The sequence below is a fragment of the Acetomicrobium sp. UBA5826 genome, from assembly GCF_002433005.1.
Classification (GTDB): Bacteria; Synergistota; Synergistia; order Synergistales; family Acetomicrobiaceae; genus Acetomicrobium.
The window spans coordinates 96451-116793 of the sequence record NZ_DJHF01000009.1; the positions used below are offsets into that span (position 1 = coordinate 96451).

Below are 20343 nucleotides of genomic sequence, written 5' to 3' on the forward strand. Positions count from 1 at the left end.
CCCAGGAGGGAGGAAGGCACGGTGAGGCTGACGATGGGAACGAGGGACGAAATCCTGCGCACGATGGCGGAAGCATACAAGAATGCCACCAAGAAGGAAAAGGGCCGCATGCTTGACCATGTTGTGGAAGTTGCCGGGTACAACAGGGCCTATGCCTCCTACCGGCTGTGTCTGTACGGGAAAAGGCTCTTCCTGCGTGGTGCAGGCGGCAGGCAGGTGATCCTTGAGGCGGAGCGTAAAAAGCCTGTGAAGCGTCACGGGGGAAAGGGCATCTATGGGCCTGAAGTAGAAAAGAAGCTCGTAAAGATATGACGCATCATGGACTACCCTTGCGGGAAACGTCTTGCAGCCAAGCTTCCGTGGCTGATCCCGAAGCTGGAACACCATAATGAGCTGGTTTTGGCCCCCCGGGATCAGCCAAAAGCTCCAGGAACTTTCCGCAGCCACCATAAACCGGATACTTTCTGGCAGGAAGAAGCGGATGCGGCTTAAGGCCCGCAGCGTCACGAAGCCCGGCACGCTTTTGAAGCAGAAGATCCCTGTGCGGACGTTCGCCGACTGGGACGATGCCAGGTCGGGCTTCATGGAGATGGACATGGTCGCCCACGAGGGAGGCAACCCCAGCGGCGAATATGCCTTGACCTTAAATCTCACCGACGTCTCCTCGGGGTGGACGAAGCTTCGGGCGGTCAAGAACAAGGCCCAGAAGTGGGTTTTCGAGGCACTGGGGCTGATTCGAAGCAGATTGCCCTTCCCGCTGCTCGGCCTGGACTCGGACAATGACTCGGCCTTTACAACTATCATCTGTACGATTATTGCCAGGACGAAGACATCACCTTCACCCGGTCGAGGCAGTCAAGGGAAAACGACAACTGCTTCGTGGAGCAGAAGAACTGGGCCGTCGCCAGAAGAGCCATCGGGTATGCAAGGTATGATACGGAAGAAAGGTGCATATCATGAATGACCTCTACGAGGTGCTCAGACTGTACGTGAATATCTTCCAGCCCTCGGCTAAACTGGTATCGAAAAAACGGGTAGGGTCAAAGGTCGTAAAGCATTATGATAAGTTAGAGACGCCATATCAAAGGCTGCTGGAGTCTTCCTGTGTAGATGAGGCGACCAAGGAAGCCTTGCGGCAGGCTTACGAAACTCTCAACCCTGCCGATCTGAAACGGAGGATCGACAGATTGAAAAGAAAGCTGGAACAATGCCACAAAAAGAAAAATGAAGCAAAGAAGGCTGCAGATAGAGAACCATCTTTCGTCTAGTTTCCTTTGTGAGGCAATAGATAGTCCTCAACTTAATTTACAAAGATTTTATCAACCCTTCTTTCATGAGAAGTTTCGTCGTCTCCTGGGCAGCCTTTATCCTTTCTTCCGCCATCTTGACCAGATCGTCTCTGGACGCGGTGAGTTTCGCCACTCCCTGTTCGATTGCCTTGACACCCACCGACGCAGCGACCTCGGGGTATACCCACGTCTGATCCATTGTCGGGATCAAGTATTCCTCGCTCATTCCTATCTTCTCGGCACATTCCGACAGGGTCTTTGCAGCAGCGATGCACATTTCGTCCGTTATGACAGATGCCCTGACGTCAAGCGTTCCTCTGAAAACCGCAGGAAAGATTAAAGAATTATTTATCTGGTTGGGAAAATCTGACCTTCCCGTGGCCACTATCCTGGCCCCTGCTTCCTTGGCCTCCCATGGCCATATCTCCGGCACAGGATTGGCGCAAGCAAAGAGCATGGCATCTTTTGCCATTTTGGCGACCCATTCTTTTTTCACGACGTCCGGGCCTGGTTTTGTATAGCAAAAGACAGCATCGGCGCCTTCGAAGACCTTCTCCGGTCCGCCGCTTATCCCCTGAGGGTTGGTTAATTGGGCGAGATGGCGTTTAACATCGTATTTTACGTCCTCGAGGTCCGTTCTATCAGGGTGAAGCACTCCCCTGCTATCCGCTATCAGTATGTTTTTGGGATCGACCCCTGCACTTATGAGAATTCTTATCGTGGCCACGTTTGCAGCTCCGCAACCGAAAAAACCTACTTTTATATCTTCGATTCTCTTCCCCGTTATCTTAAGTCCGCTGTACAAGCCAGCGAGGTTAACGGCAGCCGTTCCCTGCTGATCGTCGTGCCATACGGGTATCTTGCAATCCTTTCTCAGTTCATCGAGTATGTAAAAGCACTTTGGCTGAGCTATATCTTCAAGGTTTATTCCTCCGAAGGCAGGAGTTAAATACTTGACCGTCTCGATGAATTTGTCGGGGTCCTTCGTATCAAGGCAGATGGCCACGGCGTCCACGCCGCCAAGGTACTTAAAGAGCATGCACTTTCCTTCCATGACGGGTAACCCCGCTTCGGGTCCTATATCACCCAAGCCCAATACTCGCGTTCCATCCGTAACGACAGCTATTGTATTCCCTTTATTGGTAAACTCATAAGCCAAATCAGGGTTTTTCTTTATCTCCTTGCAGGGCTCCGCTACACCGGGAGTATACCATATTGCGAAATCGGAGACATCTCTGATGCAGCACTTTGGTACGGTCTGCATCTTTCCTTGATAATATCGATGCAGCTTAATAGCTTCCTCTGCAGGCTTTTTGGCCCTTTCTAGCATTTCGTCCTTAGTTAAATCCATTAACTTCACCTCACAACCTTTGCGACATTTTGTATCCACCGGATCTACGTGAATATGGACATTTTTTACGTTGCTGACCTTGCTCAGGATTTCACTCTTCACTTTTCCGGCTACCTCGTGGGCTTGTTCAAAAGTCGCTTTTCTATCCACACCGATTTTCAGATCGACAAAAATATACGGGCCACTTTGTCTTACGCTAATAGCCTTCAGATCCGAAACGCCTTCACACTCATTGATAATTTGCTTCATTTCTTCTATTGTCTGACTATCGCTGAATCCATCCATAAGCTGATAAACTCCATTGTATATTATATCCCAACCCATCTTGACAATAAAAAATGAAACTCCGATGCCGGCAATAGGATCCAACATTAAAAAACCATGTCTAGCCCCGATTATCCCAACCAGAGAAGCTACCGACGAATATGCGTCGGAGCGGTGGTGCCAAGCGTTGGCTATAGTGGATGAGCTGTTGATTTTCTTTCCGATTCTGAACGTATATTGAAACATGGCTTCTTTGGATACAATGGACAAGATGGCGGTCAACAAAGGGAGCATTCCTGGCTCTACAGTATGTCCACTGATTATCGACTTTGCGGCAAAATATACTATCGACAAACCTGCCCCCAGCAGAAAAACACCTACCGCTACGGTAGCTAGGGACTCCGCCTTGCCGTGTCCGTATGGATGAGCTTCATCCGCCGGTTTTTTCGCTATCTTCAGACTGATAAGAACAACCAAAGACGATAAAATATCTGAAGCCGAATGTGCCCCATCCGCCACCATGGCCGTACTGTGACCTGCGATTCCGGCTGCTATTTTGACGGCAGTAAGAATCACGTTTCCCACGATACCTACAATTGAAACTTTTTCTCCTTGGGAGAAATATTCTGTCTCGCTGACTTTTCCTAGTTGGTTTTTATTGAGTTCCGATTTTGAATTCATGTTCTTTTTAGTTGTCATTCCTTTCATGCCCGCAAGACATATAGCAGAACCGAATGAATCTGCTTCTGTTCTTGAGGTAGGTCCGTAAATCCTGTCATACTGTTCGTATGCTTTTTTTCGCCAACCAACCGTAGGCTGTCATAATGTACTCCCCGAAGGCACTGCATCATCCACACCTATAGGAGATCGAATCTATGGACTTTCAATCATATTAACGCAGGCTGTCTCCATTCCAGCACTACCCCTTCCAGACATGGCCACAGTCAATCCGTTATCTGTCTGAAAAACATATTGGAGCAATTTTCTAGTTTCATCCATTATAGCGATAAAATCTTTATCCAGGTGTCCCAAAGTTGGTTCAGAGAGAGCTATGACTACCCTGCTTTCAACAGGCGTAGGTCCAGGTCCTAACAAAAGCTTTTCTGAAACCTTTCTGGGTTTTTATGTATTCATATTTCCTTAATAAGGCAAAAATGTTTATTTGCTGATCTAAAAATTTCTTATCCTGTCCTTCTAAGCTAGCTCTCATCAACTATTAGATTTTCCGTAGCAAGTTCTTATCGTCAAGATAAAAATGCTTCAAGACCATAGTGCCCGTCATCGTATTTAGAGGATGACTATTATGATCCATTGGTTCTGTCTGATTTATGTTAATGTTCTTATTCTTTTGCAATTATCTCCAATAGGGTTCTTCCGATCTCTCCCATGCACGAAGCAACTTCGGCGGCATTATTAACTGTCTGTTCAACGGTCTTTCCAATCACACCCTGTGGATCGAGCTTCACACCCTCAGATGCTATCATTGCAGCATGATAAGCTTCGATAGCTCCCGTCCCAACTTTAAAAGCACATGATCCTTTGGCTCCATCGCACAGCATCCCAATGAGGTTAGATATAACAATATTAACTGCAGTTTTTGCTTTGCAAAGATCTTTTGTTCGCAACCACGTAATTCCAGCAGCAGCTCCTGATCCAGCGGCAAATGCACACCCACAGGTTGTACTTAGCCGCCCCGTACGACTTTTAATATAAGACGTTACAAGGTGACTTACCAAAAGGCCTTTTGCGATAGTCCCCTCGTCTATATTATTTAAATGGCCATATATAGCAACTGGAATGATGGCGGTGATTCCATGGTTTCCACTACCAGCACTACTCATTACAGGCATTGCTACTCCGCTCATGCGTGCATCGGCAGCAGCTGCGCTCCACGCCTTAATCAGTAGACCAATATCAGCATTATTAGAATTACCAAAGGAATTCCTAATTGCACGACCTACTCCTAGGCCTACGTTCGACTCAAATCCTTTTTCAGCTATTTCCATATTCATAGATTTGCCTTTTAATAAAAAAGCAATATCTTCCTCATCGACTTCCTTTAACCATTCCATGACTTCATCCCAAGTCATGGAAGACATTTCTTCTGCAACAGACTTTCCTCCATTTCCCTTACCATTTACGTTGGATCCTTTGAAAATTGTTTTACCGTCGAAAAACACTTCAGTAATGTTATCGTGACTTTTCTCGATAATACAGGTGGCCGAATGATTGGCACCGCTTACTGTAGCTTTAGCAAACACACCGCTTACATCTTTATCCACCGTAATCGAAACTGATCCTGACTTAAGAAAACTCATGGCTGCCAAAACACTATCAGGATCGCAGTCTTTGAGAACCTCAAGCCCATCATCGGATTTTCCCGTGACCAGTCCCAACGCAGCAGCAATCTTATTCCCCTTCAAACCTTCAGTCCCAGGGATCCCAACACTGGCCCCGTTTTTGAATATATTAGAACTGATAACCACGTTAACACGCTCGGGTGGTACAGGAAGTTCTTCTCTGGCCCTTACTACCGCCAGCGCCACAGCAACGGGCTCAGTGCACCCAAAAGCTGGCTTTACCTCTTCTTTCAAAAATTGTTTCAACGGAATTTTTCCACATGTCATAGTAATTCCCCGCTTTGTCTATCTATAACTTGAAGTCGCATAAACACAATCTCTAACGTGATAAAGATTCTCTTCGGGCGTTTTTGGGTCAACTACACATCCCGGTCCTAAAATCACTCCTCGGTGGTCGTTATGATTCCATGTATCCATAACATGCTGTCCTATTTCGTCCATCGCATCTTTTTTAAGAAGGGTATTTAAATGACTTAGCCCACAGCAAAAACATTTTTGCGACATGTTTCGCGCTTCATCCATGGATGGACCATCATCCCCATCATGCCAATTTAGCGCTTGGACTGGATAATCCGCCGATTCCTTAAACATTACGTTGGATCCGTGAAGATGCAGTATATTAAACCATGACTTTCCCTTTAAAGAGTCAAATATTTCAAAATCATATTTTTTAACAAAACGCTCGTTTTCTTCCACGGAAAGCTTATCATAGCATGACATCTGAGTAGAATAGAAAATTCCCTCGGCACCTCTGTTAATACTTTCCCGTAAATATCCTATAGTCGTATCTCTTATAACTTCCAGCCCCTTTTCGAGTTTCTCGGGGTACTCCCTAAGATGCAACGAAAGTGTTTTCTCCCCACACATTTTCATAGCATTGGTCAATGGGCTGAAGACCGTTTTAACAATCGGCACGTCTTTGGGTATTTCACGCATAGTAAGACGCAACCCCTCAAGTGCTATTAAGTACTCTCCATCAGTCCCAGAATAGGGTTTGAGATGCAGCCAGTCATCCGGATCCTTAACAGCAGGTTCGGCTGCCACCGACGCTTCATCAAAGCCGGGGAAAAACTTTAATTTAACTCCCCAGTCAATTGTCGCTAACATGCCGTAAGGAGTAAATTTGATAAAATCAAGGTCGTATTTACGTTGGTACTCAAGTGTGAGTTCTGCCAACTTCCTAGGGTGATGATCCAAATTGGGAAAATGCCTCCAAAGACTAAACGGCAACCGGTCTGTTTCTTCGAAGTTCAAAGCAACTTGTATTCTTTCCCTCCGATTCACGATAAGAATACCTCTTTATAAAATTCTGATTTAATATGTTACTTCCCTCTCCATGCTAACTGCAAATTCATCGTCTTTTGCTTAACTATAGGACGTAACCCGGCATGTGAACATGTATATGCTTGATCCAAGTTCAGCAATTGATCAACTATCTAGTTGTCTTAAGTATAGCGTCGTAAATAAGATCCAGCTTCTCCTCCGGCGTTGTCGGATCAATTACGCATCCGGGTCCTAGAATAAATCCTTTTCCCTCATTGTAGGAAGCCGCTTCATGAATATCTGCAACAATTTCTTCATTTGTTTTATGTAACAAGATACTTCCCCAACTCAGGCCTCCTACAAGCGTTTTCGCACTATACGTGCGTACCTCATTCAAAGAAGGCCCCTCATCCCTGTCATGCCAATTTAGCGCCTGGACTGGATAATCTTGAATTTCCTGCAAAAAAATATTCTTTCCATGGATATGCAAGATATTAAACCACGTTCTGTCTTTAACAGAGTTCAGTATCTCCCTGTCATACTTTTCCACAAAAGTTCTATGTGTAGCTATATCCATATAATCAGCCGATGACACCTGAGTAGCAAAAAAGAGCCCATCGGCACCACCGTCTACCGATGCCTTTGCAAATTCCATTGTCGTTTCCGTGATAATTTCAAGCATACGGTGTACTCTAAATGAATCTTCAGAAACGAATTGCATAAGTTTAGAGGGACTTCCACACATTTTAGCAGCTGTAGTCATTGGGCTAAAAACAGTCTGAACGAAAGGAATACACTCGTCCATCATCTCAAACAAAATACGCTGGGCTTCCAACACTATTGCATATTCTCCGCGTGTGCCCGGAACGTAACTGATGTTGTCACAATCCTCCACCTTTGAGATGATCGGTGCATGTCCAACCGGCGGCACATTGAAGCCCTCAAATACATCAATGTCCATTCCAAAGTCAATGGTTGAGTACATGCCGTAAGGCATAAACTTTATAAAATCTAAATCGTACCTCTTCTGATTGGCAAGACTTAATTCTGCAAGCCGACGGGGGTGCCTGTCCCTGTTAGGGAAATGCATCCATAGGCTGTAAGGAACCCTGTCAATTTCATCGAACTCAAGTGCTTTCTCAATTCTTTGCTTATGAGTCATTTTCATCAAAAACATCTCCTTATCTTTATAATCTCTATATTTAATATTTTTAACATTTGCTTAAATCAAGCGAAATAGAAACACATCAAAATTACGCGGATAAACCTTTTAAGAATCTTTCCTTGTTCTATTATCGAAACAAAATACACTGCATTTTTTTTGCCAAACTTTTAATGTCCCCCCAAATAGGTGATACGAGAAGTATTATTACGATAAATAACAAAACTAGTGACAAAGGACGAAAGAAAATTCCAGTAAAATTATATTGCATAAGCATGATAGCCCTACGAAACTGAATCTCTGAATTCCGCCCAAGTACAAAAGCCAATACAAAAGGTGCCATTGAAAATTTTGCTTTAACCATGTAATATCCAACGACGCCGAAGAAAAGTATCAGATACATATCAAAACAGAGGAAACGGCCTGAATAAGCTCCCAGAACACAAAATGAAGCGATTATAGGAACGAGTATGCTTTTGGGTATACGTGTCACTCGGGAATACAATGGAGCACCAAACAAACCAAACAGTAAAATAAAAAATTGTGCTGCAATTAATCCTGCAAACAGACCGTAAACAATCGAAGCGTCTCTCGTGAAAAGCTCAGTCCCTGGAAATAAACCATGGATAATTAGACCGCCTAGGAAAAGAGCTGACGTTCCGTTTCCTGGAATTCCCAATGTCAAAAGAGGGACAAGAGAGCCACCTACTACGGCATTATTTGCTGCAGATACACAAGCAAGGCCTTGCTCGTTCCCTTTGCCGAAAGTCTCAGGATGAGGATCAGTCCTTTTTGCGATCTCATAACTTATTCCAGCGGCAACTGTCGTTCCTGCGGCAGGAATTATACCAACAATTGTTCCTATGATAGCCGAACGAAGATTGTTGATGAGCATGGAGGCATGATCCTTAAGAGATAAAAAAACACTCCCTCGCATTGCGTTTTTATCAATAACAATCATGTCCCTCTTTTCTGTAACAAGTTCAAATACTTGAGAAACCGCAAACATTCCTAAGACTACAGGCAATAACGGAAGACCGTCATATATAGCATCAATTCCAAAACTAAACCTTGTTGATCCTGTAATGCCATCTACACCTATCAAAGAACACAAAAAGCCAAAAGAAGCGCTCAACAATCCTTTTAGCATACCATCTTTTGAAAGGCCAACAATAATTACTATACCCATCATTGTAGTCAGGAAAAGTTCCCAAGGGCCAAATTTGACAGCGATTCGTGAAAGTGGAGGTGCTATAAACAAAAGTGCTAAAGAGCCAATGATCCCACCAATAAAAGCACTCCATGTTGTTATCCCAATTGCCCTTAACCCCTCTCCTCGTAACGTCATGGGATAACCATCAAACACCATGAAAAGTGAATCGGAAGTGCCCGGGGTATTAACAAGTACCGCTGTAATATTCCCTCCATACGATGCTGTGACATATATCGCACCTAACGTTATAAGGCCTGTAACGGGTTCAAGATTAAACGTGATCGGCAAGAAAATTGCAATGCCTGTACTTGCAGACAGTCCTGGTATCGCTCCCAGTATAACTCCTACTGTTGCTCCAATGATCAACCACAATATGTTCGTAAAATTAAACACCTCAACCATAAAGTTCAGGAAATCCATTCCATCTCCCCCAGTTTACTGTCAAACATGTTTTCTACTTAAAGAAAATACCTTCTGGAACTCGCAAGTTAAGCATGTAATCAAAGAACACCCATACAACAAGAGGTATTAAAATAGAAATAAGGAAGACCGTTTTTTTATTCTTCTGTCCCAGCATGATCATGGAAATAGCAAGAAAAATTGGTGTCGCAATATAAAAACCTACCCCCTCAGTGAATAAAACATACAGCAACATTACAATACCCATCTTTACTGCAGTTTTTGTACCGCTAAAATCAAACTTTTCCTCGGTCCTGCGTCTCTGATCCATTCGCGTCTTTAGAAAAAATATTGTTGCAAGGATTATGCTAAAAATGCTAATAGCTATTGGGACAACCCTTGAGCCAACATCCTTTAATTGAAAGGCTGAAATTAAAAAAATAATTGAGATCAAATATATAAATAAAACCGACAGATAATTGTAGTTAAAGTCCTTGTTCGCTTTAGACAACTTGTATCCTCCTTATGTTATCTTGTGAACAACGGCACTTCAGTGCAAACTTTAATTTTATATAGTACTAAACTGTAATTTTATATAGTACTGATGAAGTACCGTTGTTCAGAAACCTATGTACGTTTTCAACCTATTCACACAAAAAGGTGCCACTCACATAGATTTTTCTTCACTTAGATGCGATTTACGATGTTATTCATGTCATCTCGTTATTTGTATCTCATAAAATAAATTGACAGCTAAATGTACAGTATAGTCATTCCCAAGGTTCTTCCTTCCATAATTTTTGCAATGTAGCCGTGATTGTCGCAAAGGCTTCCTTGACTTCCGCTCCTGTTTTGGGGTCAATGGGAATTTCCAATTCGGATGCACGCTCTTGAACCTCGGGGTCTTTTTGTGCCGCCAAGAAGCAGTTTTCAAGGTACTTACGGATAGGCTCTGGCGTCCCCTTAGGAGCAGCTATTGAACGCATATTAACTTGAACTACGTCAAAACCTGATTCTTTATAAGTCGGCACATCAGGTAAAAAGTTAGAACGCTTTGTATCTCCAGTTGCTAGTACTTTAATCTGCCCCACTTTAACGTAATTCGTAGTATCGCTAACGTTAAGACAAAATCCATCAATATGTTTACCAATAATGGCAGCAATGATTGCTGATCCTCCGTCAAATGGAATTAGATTAAACTTAACACCCGCTTGCTTCTCAATTAGCTTCATGGTCAGACCTTCCTGACCAATAGTTGAAGTAACCCCAATACTGATCTTTCCCGGATTCTTCTTGGCTGCCTCGACAAGGTCTCCTAGCGTCTTATATTCAGAGTCTGCTGCTACCCCTATTGCCCCTGGGTCAGTCATCATGTTGGCAATGAATTCCAAATTATCATAGGAATAAGGTTGATTCTCGGAAACAGCAGAAATAAGCATTGCACTCGGGGCGAAACCTATAGTATATCCGTCCGGTTTGGCTTTAGCCAAAGCTGACCAACCGATCCTTCCACTTGCTCCTTCTCTATAATTAATGATTATCCCCTTTTTCCACCCTTCCATTTTTTGGATTTTCTCCCCCAGCATACGTATATAAACATCATTAATCGAGCCAGGTGAAAAGCCGTAAATATACTCAATTTCTTTTGCCGGATAGTTCGTAGGAACCCCCTCAGGCCTCAACGAAGAAGCATTTGCCACACCAGATAACGTTCCAGGAAAAAATCCTATCATTAAAACCAACACGCCTAAAAATAAATTATTCAAAGATTTGATGCTTAACATTTCTTACCCCTCCCTTTAAATTTTTAAATATCCTTTTTCACTATTGTTTCTTTTAGCTTTTTTTATTTCATCCAAGTATCCGTAAAGGGTAAACTTGGAAATCTCGAGTTTGGATGCAACTAGATTTATGGCTCCTTTGACCAGAAAAAGGCCCCTACTGTCTAATTCTTCCACTATATCCATCTTATCCGATTTTTCCATGCGCAAAGGTTGAAGAGTTTGACGTTTTAGAACGTCTTCCAGGATCAATTTCACAACTTCACTAACATCATTGGCAAATTGCTCCAAGTTCTCTCCTTCTGGGGCAGGATCACGGATAGAACAAATATCCTTAATAACATCACTTGAAACAAGAAAAGCTTCAATACAGAAATTAATACAAAAACATCCTATAACATGCCCTTTATTGTCTCGGATAAAGGTAGTAGAAGATTTTAGTCGTCTACCATCCTTAGTAGTAGCTAAATAATGGTAACTATTATTCACATTATCCCCATATTGCTTAAGCATCCTTAAAACAAAGTCAGTGATTGGCGCTCCCAAAGTACGATTCGTCACATTTCCGCTGATAGCGACAAGGGAGTTATCTAACTTTCTTAGATCGTGCAAGACAGATTCGCAATAAGGGCTAAATTGATTCGCTATTGTTTCGACTAGTGGAAGAAAAACAGCTAATCGTGAATCAATCGATTCATCGTATATCATAATTTTCTCCCAAAAATTTTTGTTTTCAAAAAAATTTTTCATCAAATTACATTTATTTTATGACGTATTAAAATAATTGATCAAATATTAAGGTTACTAAATAATATAACTTAAGCCTAAAAATGAGCATATTATCTCTTATTTTCTTTCATTTTTACCGCTTTTTAAATTATTGCTTACGATAACATGCTTTTAATTAAATAAGAGTCTTGTTAATAGAGTACTGTCCATTATAGTGTGCAAAAAGGGACAGCTAATAGTAGAAAGGGCTAACCTCACTCTGGTAAGATGAAGGTTTAGCAAGGCTGGTGGAGCAAGTTTTAAACCAGGTGCTTAAAGCCCAAGCCTCAGAACACTTGAAGGCAGAGTCTTACGAAAGGACTGATGAGAGACAGGAGCTCTATTTTAAATAGTGTGGAAAAATTCCAGTAGTAAGAAACGGGACAAATCCTCCTGATGTAGACTTCCATGTTTATAAATGTCAAGAGGAGAGACGTTTGGGCATATTCTAAAGGAGCGGTCCCCTTTCTTCCTAAAAAATTTCCTACAATATTTTACGCTATCTGCACAATCATTCGTACCGAAGTGCATCTATGGGGTTTAAAAGCGAAGCCTTGTAGGCGGGGTACAAGCCGAAGACTATGCCGACCAATGCGGAAAATCCGAAGGACAAGGCAACGGAGCCCGGAAGCACGACGGTCTGCCAGTTGAAGGCTTGCGACAGCACGTAAGACAGAAGCGCCCCAAGGAAGACCCCCACCGCTCCGCCCGTCATGGAAAGCATGCCCGACTCCGCCAGAAATTGAAGCATTATGTCCTTTGAAGTCGCGCCGACGGCCATGCGGATGCCTATCTCCCTGGTGCGCTCGGTGACCGAAACGAGCATTACGTTCATTATGCCGATGCCGCCCACCAGCAGCGATACCGATGCTATGGAGCCCAAAAGAAGAGACATCACCTTCATGGACTCTTGGGCTGCTTCCATGGCCTGCTGCATGTTTCTCACGGTGAAGTCGTCGTCCTGTGGATTTGATATCTTATGGCGCTGTCTCAACAGCAGGGTCACCTCTTCCTGGGCCCTGTCTAATAGGTCTTCTGACTTGACCTTTACCGTTATGGAAGAGACCATGTCTGGTCTTGGCATGCCAAAGAGCCTCTTCTGCGCCGTCGTTACGGGCACCATGACTACGTCGTCCTGATCCCTGCCCCAGCTCGACTCGCCCTTGGGCTCAAGCACACCTATCACCTGAAAGGGTATGTTTTTTATCCTGATCGTCTCGCCCACGGGGTCGGAATAGCCAAAAAGCTCTTGTGCCACGGTCGTCCCAAGTATGGCCACCTTGGCGGCGCTTCGTATGTCCTGCTCCGTGAAGGGACGCCCCAGCTTCAGCTGCCAGTCATTGACCACGAATACTCCTTCAGTAACGCCTGAAATTTGGGTTGACCAGTTTTGGTTTCCGTAGACCACCTGAGCCACCCCTGAGTATTGGGCCAGCACTTCTTCGATGGATGGACATTCCTCTTTTATTGCTGTGGCGTCGCTTAAAGTCAGCGAGGGGGTGCTGCCGGCGCCCATGCGGATGCCTCCCGAGGTTACCGTCCCGGGCCGTATCGTGAGCAGATTGCTTCCCATGCTGGACATGACGCTTTTTATCTGTAAAGTAGCGCCCGCACCCAGCGCAAGCATAGCTATGACCGCCCCAACGCCTATGACTATGCCTAGCATGGCAAGGCCCGAACGCATCTTGTTTGAAACTATGGCCCTAAAGGAAACACGACAGGTCTCGACAAAGGATATCATTCGACATCCACCCGACTTTCGACTTTTTCCTTCGACCCGTCGCTCGATATCAAGCCGTCTAAAACACCTATGACCCTCTTTCCGTAGCTTGCGATGTTGCTGTCGTGAGTCACGAGCACCACCGTTATGCCCCGTTTTTCGTTCAAACTCACCAACATCTCCATTACCTGAGCACCGGTCTTGGAATCCAGGCTTCCCGTTGGTTCATCGGCCAAAAGAAGGGGGGCATCGTTCACCAGCGCCCTAGCTATGGCCACTCTCTGCTGCTGGCCTCCCGAGAGCTGGTTCGGCCTGTGATCGGCCCAATCAAGCAAACCCACCAGCTCCAGTGCCTCCTCGGCCTTTCGCTTTCGCTCTGCCGTTGGATGTCCCGCGTAGAGCATGGGAAGCTCCACGTTTTCCATGGCATTCATCCTGGGAAGGAGGTTAAACCCCTGAAATATGAAGCCGATCTTTGCGTTTCTGACGCGGGCTAGCTCATCTCTCGTCATGTCGGTGATCTCCCTGTCGTCCAGAAGGTAGGAGCCGGACGTGGGTACGTCCAGAGCTCCCAATATGTGCATAAGGGTTGATTTGCCCGACCCCGAAGGACCCATTATTATCACGAATTCTCCCTTTTCGATAGAAAAGGAAACCCCCTTCAGGGCCTCGAACTCCACGCCGTCCATCCTGTAAACCTTTCGTACGTCTTTCACTTCTATTAACGCCATTTCCAACCCATCTCCCTAGAGGGGAAATCTCCTTGCGCTTGCCCTTCCCTTTGTGGAACCTGCTTCCTCGCCGATTATGACGCGATCGCCCTCTTTAAGATCGTCGCTTTTTATCTCCACATAAGCCCCGTCGGTTATTCCCGTCTCTACCTGTACGGGAAGGGGACGTCCCTCCTCCAACACCCAAAGGACCCGGCCTCGCAGGAGCTCTCCTTCGTAAGCGGAAGGCCTGTATCTGAAGGCAGCGCTCGGCACGGCCAGGACCTTCTCCTTTTTATCGGTAATTATGGTCACGTTTGCCGTCATGCCGGGTTTTAACATCAAATCGGGATTGGACACGTCGATAATCACAGGATAGGTTACCACGTTTTCGACGACGCTCGAGGCTATCCTCACCTGCTTTATCCTGCCCGAAAAGACGGCGTTGGGGTAGGCATCGACTGTGAAGGTCACCTCCAGTCCTTCTCTCACGTTTCCTATGTCGGCTTCGTCCACGTTGGTCTCTATCTGCATCTTGGTGAGGTCCTGGGCTATGGTAAAAAGCGTAGGCGTCTGAAAGCTCGCCGCCACGGTCTGCCCTGCGTCCACGTCGCGGGAGACCACTATGCCATCGACGGGAGAGTAGATCCTGGTGTAGCCGAGGTCGGTATCGACCTTCTTCAATGAAGCCTGAGCCTGAAGGACGTTCGCATCGGCCTCGCTCACGCCTGCCACTGCGAGGTCGTAGTCGGTCTGGGCAGAATCGAGGTCGCTCCTTGCTATTAAGTCCCTCTCCCAGAGCATCTTCTGGCGGTCGAGGTTTCTTTTCGCATCGGCAAGGGTGGCCTGTGCCCTCTGCAGCCCGGCCTTTGCCTGCATGAGGTTGGCCTTTGCCTGCTCCACCTGGGCTTCAAAGGTAGTGGGATCTATGAGGGCTATTATCTGCCCCTTATTCACGATGGAGTTGTAATCTGCGTAGATTTCCTTTATAGTCCCGGAGACCTGAGTTCCCACTTCTACGGTCGTCACCGCCGAAACGTTTCCTATGGCAGTCACGAAAGAAGAGATATCGCGCCTTTCGACGGGCGCCATATCGTAGTTTACGCCCTCCTTCCTGCTAAAAACCCCCCTGCCAAAGGCTGCGAAAAGCACCGCTCCTATGACGAGGACAAATAACATCTTCTTTTTCACGGCAAATTCTCTCCCATCGCACTTTTAAGCGTAATTTCGGCCATCCTGTAATCGTAAAGGGCCTGAACGTAATTTCTCCTGGCGTCGTTTAAAGCCACCGTGGCATCCGTAACCTCGATGGGGCTTCCAACTCCCGCCTGATATCTTCCAAGGGCCAGCTCCAGGTTTTCCTCCGCCTGCCTGACCATTAGCCTGGACACTTCCACGCTTTCGCCGTATTCGATCAAGGAAAGATAACCCTCTTCGATTTCGAGGGAGATGTCGTTTCTCAAAGATGAAGTGGCCAACTTAACTTCCTCCAAGTTAGCGGCCGCTTCCTTCGTCTGATATTCCACGAGATGCCCATCGAAAAGGGGAATGCTCATGGTCATGCCGAAGTTCCATCCCTCATCCAGGGGAAAGTTTTCACCTTCAAAGTTGTATGCTGCGTAGGCCGAAAGTGTCGGAGAATCACCTCTGGCTGCAAGCTCCAGCGATTTTTGTGCCGTGACCTCGCCGGTTTCCTGAGCCTTTAGGTCCGGCCTGTTTTCAAAAGCCCTCGCCAGCGCCTCCTGTTTCGTTATATCGTAGGCCTTAAAGTCCATGTCGTCGGCTATGTCATAGGAGGGCGTGTCGGCAAAGCCCATGGCGTTGCTCAAGNNTTAAGTGTTCCTCAAACTGTCTCACCGTATCCTCTGCCACGGAGACGTTTCTCTTAGCAGCCAGCACCCCGTAGTAAGCCTCCGAGACGCCGTAGGCAATATTTCTTTTCGTGTTGTCCGCCTCAAATCCTGTCGCCGTGACGTTTTCTCTTTCAATGCCTATCTTCCTTTCCCGCTGACCGAAGTCGGTTATAACTTGAGATAGGGAGATGTCGCTGGAGTAATTTGAGCGGGTGCTTCCGCCTGTCGGAGAGCTTCTCGAGTAGTTGGTGGATGCGGACAGCTCGGGGTAATTTTGCGACATTGCCTGGCCAACCCTGCTTTCCTGGGCTTCAACCTTCTTTTGAGCGCCCATGACGTCGGGATGGGCCTGAAGGGCTATCTCTATGCATTGCTCCAAACTTAAAAGATCGCCCTCTTGTATCATTGAGGTCTCGGCCTGGGAAGGCAAAGGTCCGAATAAAGCTGCCGAATAAATAAAAATTGACGCCAAGGTTAATTTAGTTCGGGCCTTCAAATGTGTTTTGCTCCTTTCTATCTTTTTCTGTAATTTTATTTTAATATTTATGCAATGCAATCCGTACTTACGCCTACGCCTGTTTTAACATTAAAGTCCTGTTAAGGCCACTGAATTCTATAAAAAGGAGTGATGTAGGGTTGGACATAATGTCATTGCTGGGTAAAAGGGTCACCGAGAGGATCAAGCCTTCCGCCATCACGGAGATGATGATACTCGTAAAGAAACACAAGGCAATCTCGCTGACGGCGGGCGAGCCCTCGAGCGAGATGTATCCCGTAGATCTGCTGCGGGAGACCATTGAGAGGGCTTTGAGGGATCCCGGAATCCTCAGCTACTATCCCCTTTCCACGGGGATAACGGAGCTTAGGGAATGGATAGCCGAATGGATGAAGGAAGACGGGCTTTTGCCGCAAAGCTACGGCGGAGAAAACGTGATAATGACTAATGGGTCGCAGGACGGGCTTAACCTCGTTTCCGAGGCCTTCATAGAGCCGGGCGACACGGTGCTGGTCGAAAATCCCACCTATCCGGAGGCCCTTCTTGCCTTCGGCAAGGAGGGGGCAAACTTCGTAAGCGTCCCCGTCGACAGGGACGGCCCTATAATCGAGGAAATGGAAAGGGTCTTATCTCAAAACAAGGTTAAACTCTTTTACACGATAGTGAACTTCCAAAATCCCTCGGGCTGTGTGACGACGGAGGAACGCAAGAAAAGGATATTGGAGCTGGCCTCGCGGTACGGTTTTTTGATCATAGAAGACGATCCCTACAGATACCTCAGGTACGAGGGGGAACACGAAGGGTCTTATATAGGCCTCGCCCAAGAAGAGGACAGGGTCATATATCTTGGAAGTTTCTCGAAGATCATAGCGCCGGGCATAAGGTGCGGATATATTGTACTTCCCTCGAAGATAGTCGGACCCATGGGAGAGCTGATTTTGGCGACGAAGCTGTCCCTTCCGGCATTTCTGCAGAGGGCAACCTGGGAGCTGTTGCGAAATATCAACATGAAAGCCCACCTTGCCAAGCTGACCGATACCTACAGGACGAGAAGGGACGCTCTTCATCGCTTTTTGCAGGAAAAGGCGGTGCCTCAGGGCATGACCTACGACCTTCCCAAGGGAGGGTTTTTCATATGGGCCCGCGTGCCGTGGCTGAAAGACTGCTTCGACTTTGCCAAATATGCGGTTCTTGAAGAAAAGGTAGGCGTCGTTCCGGGGGCTGCCTTTTATCCCGACGTCTTGACTGCCGATAGATCCACCTTGAGGCTTTCCTTCGCGAAGGTCCCGCCGGAAACTGCCGAAGAGGCGGGCGAAAGGCTTGGGAGGGCTTTGGCCAGATATAAGGAAACTGGATAAAAAGACAAAGACACGAAGTTAGCCTCAAAGCATATGTTCGGCTTTGGGGCTAACTTTTTTCAGTTTAAGAAACAGGGTGCTATACTGATATTTCAACTACCCGAGATGCCTGTAAGCCTGCCCGCGCGGTTGCACGGCTATTACAATTACTGCATTAGCGGAGTTATCTATTGTATAAAGTATCCGCCACCCGCCGACGCGGGACGAGCGCAGCCCTTCCATATCCGTCAACGGCTTGCTTAACCGCGGATCGAGCGGATCATCGGACAGTTCGTGCAGCCGACTGCGGATACGTTTTTCGGGTTTAGAGTCCATGCGGTCCAAAGTTTTTACGGCTTCACGGGAGAGCCTTACTTCATAATTCACAGTCTTCTGTCTTGCTCGTACTCTTCCAGCGTCACATATCTGCCGGCTTTGATGTCTTCCAGGCCGCGTTTTACAGCTTCAAGGTCATCCCTGCTCAACTTCTCTTCATCGTCATTGTTTGTCTTTAAAAATGCCTTTAGGTCGCTTTCTCTGATCCGCCATACGCTGCCCACTTTGATTCCTTTTAATTTTCCCTGCCAAAGCCATTTTTTTATCGTCACAGGCGAAAGCGAAAGGATTTCGGCTGCGTCCTTTGGCGTAAGCAGCTTTTCCATTTCTATCACTTCCTAACGGTTCCTATTTATTATTAATAATTACCATTCCTGCCTACAGCAATATAATACCATATATTAAATGCTATGTCATCTTTTTTCATATCAATACGAACAATCAAAGTGGACCGACCTCGGACGTTTAATTTAACATTTGTGCATTTTAGTGTAAAATTATATGCGTAACTGTGTCTTGATCACAAAATCGAAAAGGGGGAGAGCACATTGAGAGTAACCCTAACAGCGATCAAGGCCGACATAGGAAGCATTGGAGGACACATTCGCCCCAGTGTTTCACTGCTCAAGGAGGTGGAAAGGTCGCTTCAGCCTCATCTGGGCAGTGATTTCATCGATTTCCGCCTTTCCTACACGGGAGACGACATCGCCATATTGATGACCCATACTCACGGCACGGACAACCCGCTCATCCACCAGATAGCCTGGGACGCCTTCAAGGCTGCCGCCGACGTGGCAAAGAAAGAGGGCCTCTATGGTGCGGGGCAGGACCTGCTTAAGGACGCTTTCTCCGGCAACATAAGGGGGCTTGGCCCCGGCATCGCCGAGATGGAGTTCGAGGAAAGAAAAAGCGAGCCTTTCCTGCTTTTTGCCGCCGACAAGACCGACCCCGGAGCCTTCAACCTGCCGCTTTACCTTGCCTTTTGCGATCCCATGTACTGCAGCGGGCTGCTTCTTTCGCCGAACATATTCAAGGGGTTCAAGTTTGAGATCATGGACGTCTCATACACCGAGGGCGATAAAGTAATAGCTCTCGTCGCCCCCGAGGAGCTCTACGACATCGCGGCGCTGCTTCGGGATCCGGAGCGTTACGTTGTAAAAGCTGTTTATTCAAGGACAACAGGGGAGATAGCGGCCGTCGCCAGCACAACAAGGCTTCACAACATAGCGGGCAAATACGTCGGAAAAGACGATCCTATCCTCTTGGTCAGGGCCCAGGGCAGTTTTCCTGCCACGGGAGAGATTCTTGAGCCTTACGCGCTGGTACCTTACGTAGGCGGCTTCATGAGGGGCAGTCACCAGGGGCCTCTCATGCCCGTCAAGCGAAACAGCTCCGTGTCCTTCTTCGACGGCCCGCCAATCGTAAGCTGCACCGCCTACTGCGTCAAGGAGGGCAAGCTGTCCGAGGAAGCCGACGCCTTTGACCATCCCTTCTGGGATTATGTGAGGGAGATAGCCTCGAAAAAGGCAATAGAGCTGCGCAGGCAAGGATTCTACGGAAATGCCATGCTGCCCTACGGGGAACTCGAGTACGGCGGCATAGTCGAAAGGCTCAAGGCCTTGGAAGGCAAGTTCGAGATCAGGCATTAACTGCAATCCGGGCGGGAGAAAGTCTTCCGTCCGGATAATTTTAATTCATAAGAGGAGGAAAAGGGTTATGTCAAAGAAATCACGTCTGGACCTCATGAAGATGAAGGAAAAGGGCGAGCCCGTAGCATGGATAACGGCCTACGACTTTCCCACGGCATCCTTTGCCGAGCAGGCAGGGATGGACATGATCTTGGTAGGAGACAGTTTAGGGATGGTATTGCTGGGCTACAAGGGGACCATACCCGTGACGATGGAAGAATGCATCACCTGCTGTAAGGCAGTGCGAAGAGGTGCACCCAATACATTTTGCATAGGGGACATGCCCTTCATGTCATACCAGATATCCGACGAAGACGCCGTGTATAACGCCGGAAGGTTTTTAAAGGAAGCCG

General features: G+C 46.7%; 23 protein-coding genes and 1 pseudogene. 7 read left to right on the top strand and 17 right to left on the bottom strand.

What is annotated here, in order from left to right; all coding sequences use genetic code 11:
• Positions 1-21: 21 nt before the first annotated feature.
• Complete coding sequence (locus B3N34_RS02190) at positions 22-312, top strand: hypothetical protein (protein WP_286974547.1); 291 nt, start codon at positions 22-24, stop codon at positions 310-312.
• A gap of 4 nt (positions 313-316) precedes the next feature.
• On the opposite strand, the gene B3N34_RS02195 is transcribed toward B3N34_RS02190, so the two are convergent.
• Positions 317-607, bottom strand: a complete 291-nt coding sequence (locus B3N34_RS02195; RefSeq protein WP_286974549.1) for a hypothetical protein — start codon at positions 605-607, stop codon at positions 317-319.
• Between B3N34_RS02195 and B3N34_RS02200 the strand changes: the two genes are divergently transcribed.
• Positions 584-964, top strand: a complete 381-nt coding sequence (locus B3N34_RS02200; RefSeq protein ID WP_286974551.1) for a hypothetical protein — start codon at positions 584-586, stop codon at positions 962-964. The genes B3N34_RS02195 and B3N34_RS02200 overlap by 24 nt on opposite strands.
• Positions 957-1268, top strand: coding sequence for a hypothetical protein (locus B3N34_RS02205; RefSeq protein ID WP_286974552.1), 312 nt, complete (start codon positions 957-959; stop codon positions 1266-1268). The genes B3N34_RS02200 and B3N34_RS02205 overlap by 8 nt, the downstream gene beginning before the upstream one ends.
• A 37-nt stretch (positions 1269-1305) precedes the next feature.
• Here the strand turns inward: B3N34_RS02205 and B3N34_RS02210 are convergent, their stop codons facing one another.
• From B3N34_RS02210 to B3N34_RS02250, 9 genes are all read right to left on the bottom strand, one after another.
• Complete coding sequence (locus B3N34_RS02210) at positions 1306-3603, bottom strand: cation diffusion facilitator family transporter (protein ID WP_286974554.1); 2298 nt, start codon at positions 3601-3603, stop codon at positions 1306-1308.
• Between the two features lie 174 nt (positions 3604-3777).
• Complete coding sequence (locus B3N34_RS02215) at positions 3778-3999, bottom strand: hypothetical protein (protein WP_286974556.1); 222 nt, start codon at positions 3997-3999, stop codon at positions 3778-3780.
• Positions 4000-4244: 245 nt separating this feature from the next.
• Positions 4245-5531: a serine dehydratase subunit alpha family protein gene (locus B3N34_RS02220; RefSeq protein ID WP_286974557.1), complete on the bottom strand. Its 1287-nt coding sequence runs from the start codon at positions 5529-5531 to the stop codon at positions 4245-4247.
• A gap of 18 nt (positions 5532-5549) precedes the next feature.
• Entirely contained in the window at positions 5550-6548 is a 999-nt protein-coding gene (locus B3N34_RS02225; protein WP_286974558.1) for a uroporphyrinogen decarboxylase family protein, read from the bottom strand.
• Between the two features lie 148 nt (positions 6549-6696).
• Positions 6697-7695, bottom strand: coding sequence for a uroporphyrinogen decarboxylase family protein (locus B3N34_RS02230; RefSeq protein ID WP_286974561.1), 999 nt, complete (start codon positions 7693-7695; stop codon positions 6697-6699).
• Between the two features lie 124 nt (positions 7696-7819).
• On the bottom strand, positions 7820-9322 hold the full coding sequence (locus tag B3N34_RS02235; protein WP_286974563.1) for a tripartite tricarboxylate transporter permease: 1503 nt from the start codon (positions 9320-9322) through the stop codon (positions 7820-7822).
• 34 nt (positions 9323-9356) lie between these two features.
• Positions 9357-9812 (bottom strand): tripartite tricarboxylate transporter TctB family protein, encoded by a 456-nt coding sequence (locus tag B3N34_RS02240; RefSeq protein ID WP_286974565.1) that lies wholly within the window; start codon positions 9810-9812, stop codon positions 9357-9359.
• Positions 9813-10071: 259 nt separating this feature from the next.
• Positions 10072-11085 carry a tripartite tricarboxylate transporter substrate binding protein gene (locus B3N34_RS02245; protein WP_286974567.1) on the bottom strand — a complete coding sequence of 338 codons (1014 nt, stop codon included), beginning with the start codon at positions 11083-11085 and terminating at the stop codon, positions 10072-10074.
• A gap of 15 nt (positions 11086-11100) precedes the next feature.
• Positions 11101-11790 carry a helix-turn-helix transcriptional regulator gene (locus tag B3N34_RS02250; protein WP_286974568.1) on the bottom strand — a complete coding sequence of 230 codons (690 nt, stop codon included), beginning with the start codon at positions 11788-11790 and terminating at the stop codon, positions 11101-11103.
• A 287-nt stretch (positions 11791-12077) separates the two neighbouring features.
• Between B3N34_RS02250 and B3N34_RS02255 the strand changes: the two are divergent.
• Positions 12078-12185 (top strand): annotated as a pseudogene (locus tag B3N34_RS02255) (transposase); the annotation flags it as partial.
• A 176-nt stretch (positions 12186-12361) separates the two neighbouring features.
• Here the strand turns inward: B3N34_RS02255 and B3N34_RS02260 are convergent.
• Genes B3N34_RS02260 through B3N34_RS02280 form a run of 5 tightly spaced genes read right to left on the bottom strand, consistent with a single transcriptional unit; the run spans position 12362 to position 16539 of the window.
• Positions 12362-13591 (bottom strand): ABC transporter permease, encoded by a 1230-nt coding sequence (locus B3N34_RS02260; protein WP_286974569.1) that lies wholly within the window; start codon positions 13589-13591, stop codon positions 12362-12364.
• Positions 13588-14301, bottom strand: coding sequence for an ABC transporter ATP-binding protein (locus B3N34_RS02265; RefSeq protein WP_286974571.1), 714 nt, complete (start codon positions 14299-14301; stop codon positions 13588-13590). Before B3N34_RS02265 ends, B3N34_RS02260 begins: the two co-directional genes overlap by 4 nt.
• 15 nt (positions 14302-14316) lie before the next feature.
• Positions 14317-15471 carry an efflux RND transporter periplasmic adaptor subunit gene (locus B3N34_RS02270; protein ID WP_286974573.1) on the bottom strand — a complete coding sequence of 385 codons (1155 nt, stop codon included), beginning with the start codon at positions 15469-15471 and terminating at the stop codon, positions 14317-14319.
• A complete protein-coding gene (locus B3N34_RS02275; protein ID WP_286974576.1) occupies positions 15468-16109 on the bottom strand; it encodes a TolC family protein in 642 nt (213 codons plus the stop codon). The genes B3N34_RS02270 and B3N34_RS02275 overlap by 4 nt, the downstream gene beginning before the upstream one ends.
• On the bottom strand, positions 16069-16539 hold the full coding sequence (locus B3N34_RS02280) for a TolC family protein (protein WP_422652826.1): 471 nt from the start codon (positions 16537-16539) through the stop codon (positions 16069-16071). Before B3N34_RS02280 ends, B3N34_RS02275 begins: the two co-directional genes overlap by 41 nt.
• 239 nt (positions 16540-16778) lie before the next feature.
• On the opposite strand from B3N34_RS02280, the gene B3N34_RS02285 reads away from it, so the two are divergent.
• Complete coding sequence (locus B3N34_RS02285; RefSeq protein WP_286974589.1) at positions 16779-17987, top strand: PLP-dependent aminotransferase family protein; 1209 nt, start codon at positions 16779-16781, stop codon at positions 17985-17987.
• A gap of 96 nt (positions 17988-18083) precedes the next feature.
• Here the strand turns inward: B3N34_RS02285 and B3N34_RS09830 are convergent, their stop codons facing one another.
• Both B3N34_RS09830 and B3N34_RS02290 read right to left on the bottom strand, forming a co-directional pair.
• Complete coding sequence (locus tag B3N34_RS09830; RefSeq protein ID WP_414632097.1) at positions 18084-18353, bottom strand: type II toxin-antitoxin system RelE family toxin; 270 nt, start codon at positions 18351-18353, stop codon at positions 18084-18086.
• Positions 18350-18628 carry a helix-turn-helix domain-containing protein gene (locus B3N34_RS02290; protein ID WP_273002383.1) on the bottom strand — a complete coding sequence of 93 codons (279 nt, stop codon included), beginning with the start codon at positions 18626-18628 and terminating at the stop codon, positions 18350-18352. Before B3N34_RS02290 ends, B3N34_RS09830 begins: the two co-directional genes overlap by 4 nt.
• A 222-nt stretch (positions 18629-18850) precedes the next feature.
• On the opposite strand from B3N34_RS02290, the gene fbp reads away from it, so the two are divergent.
• Positions 18851-19951 carry a fructose-1,6-bisphosphate aldolase/phosphatase gene (fbp, locus tag B3N34_RS02295; RefSeq protein WP_286974580.1) on the top strand — a complete coding sequence of 367 codons (1101 nt, stop codon included), beginning with the start codon at positions 18851-18853 and terminating at the stop codon, positions 19949-19951.
• Between the two features lie 67 nt (positions 19952-20018).
• On the top strand, positions 20019-20343 hold a 325-nt coding region (locus B3N34_RS02300; protein WP_286974095.1), incomplete at its 3' end, for a 3-methyl-2-oxobutanoate hydroxymethyltransferase.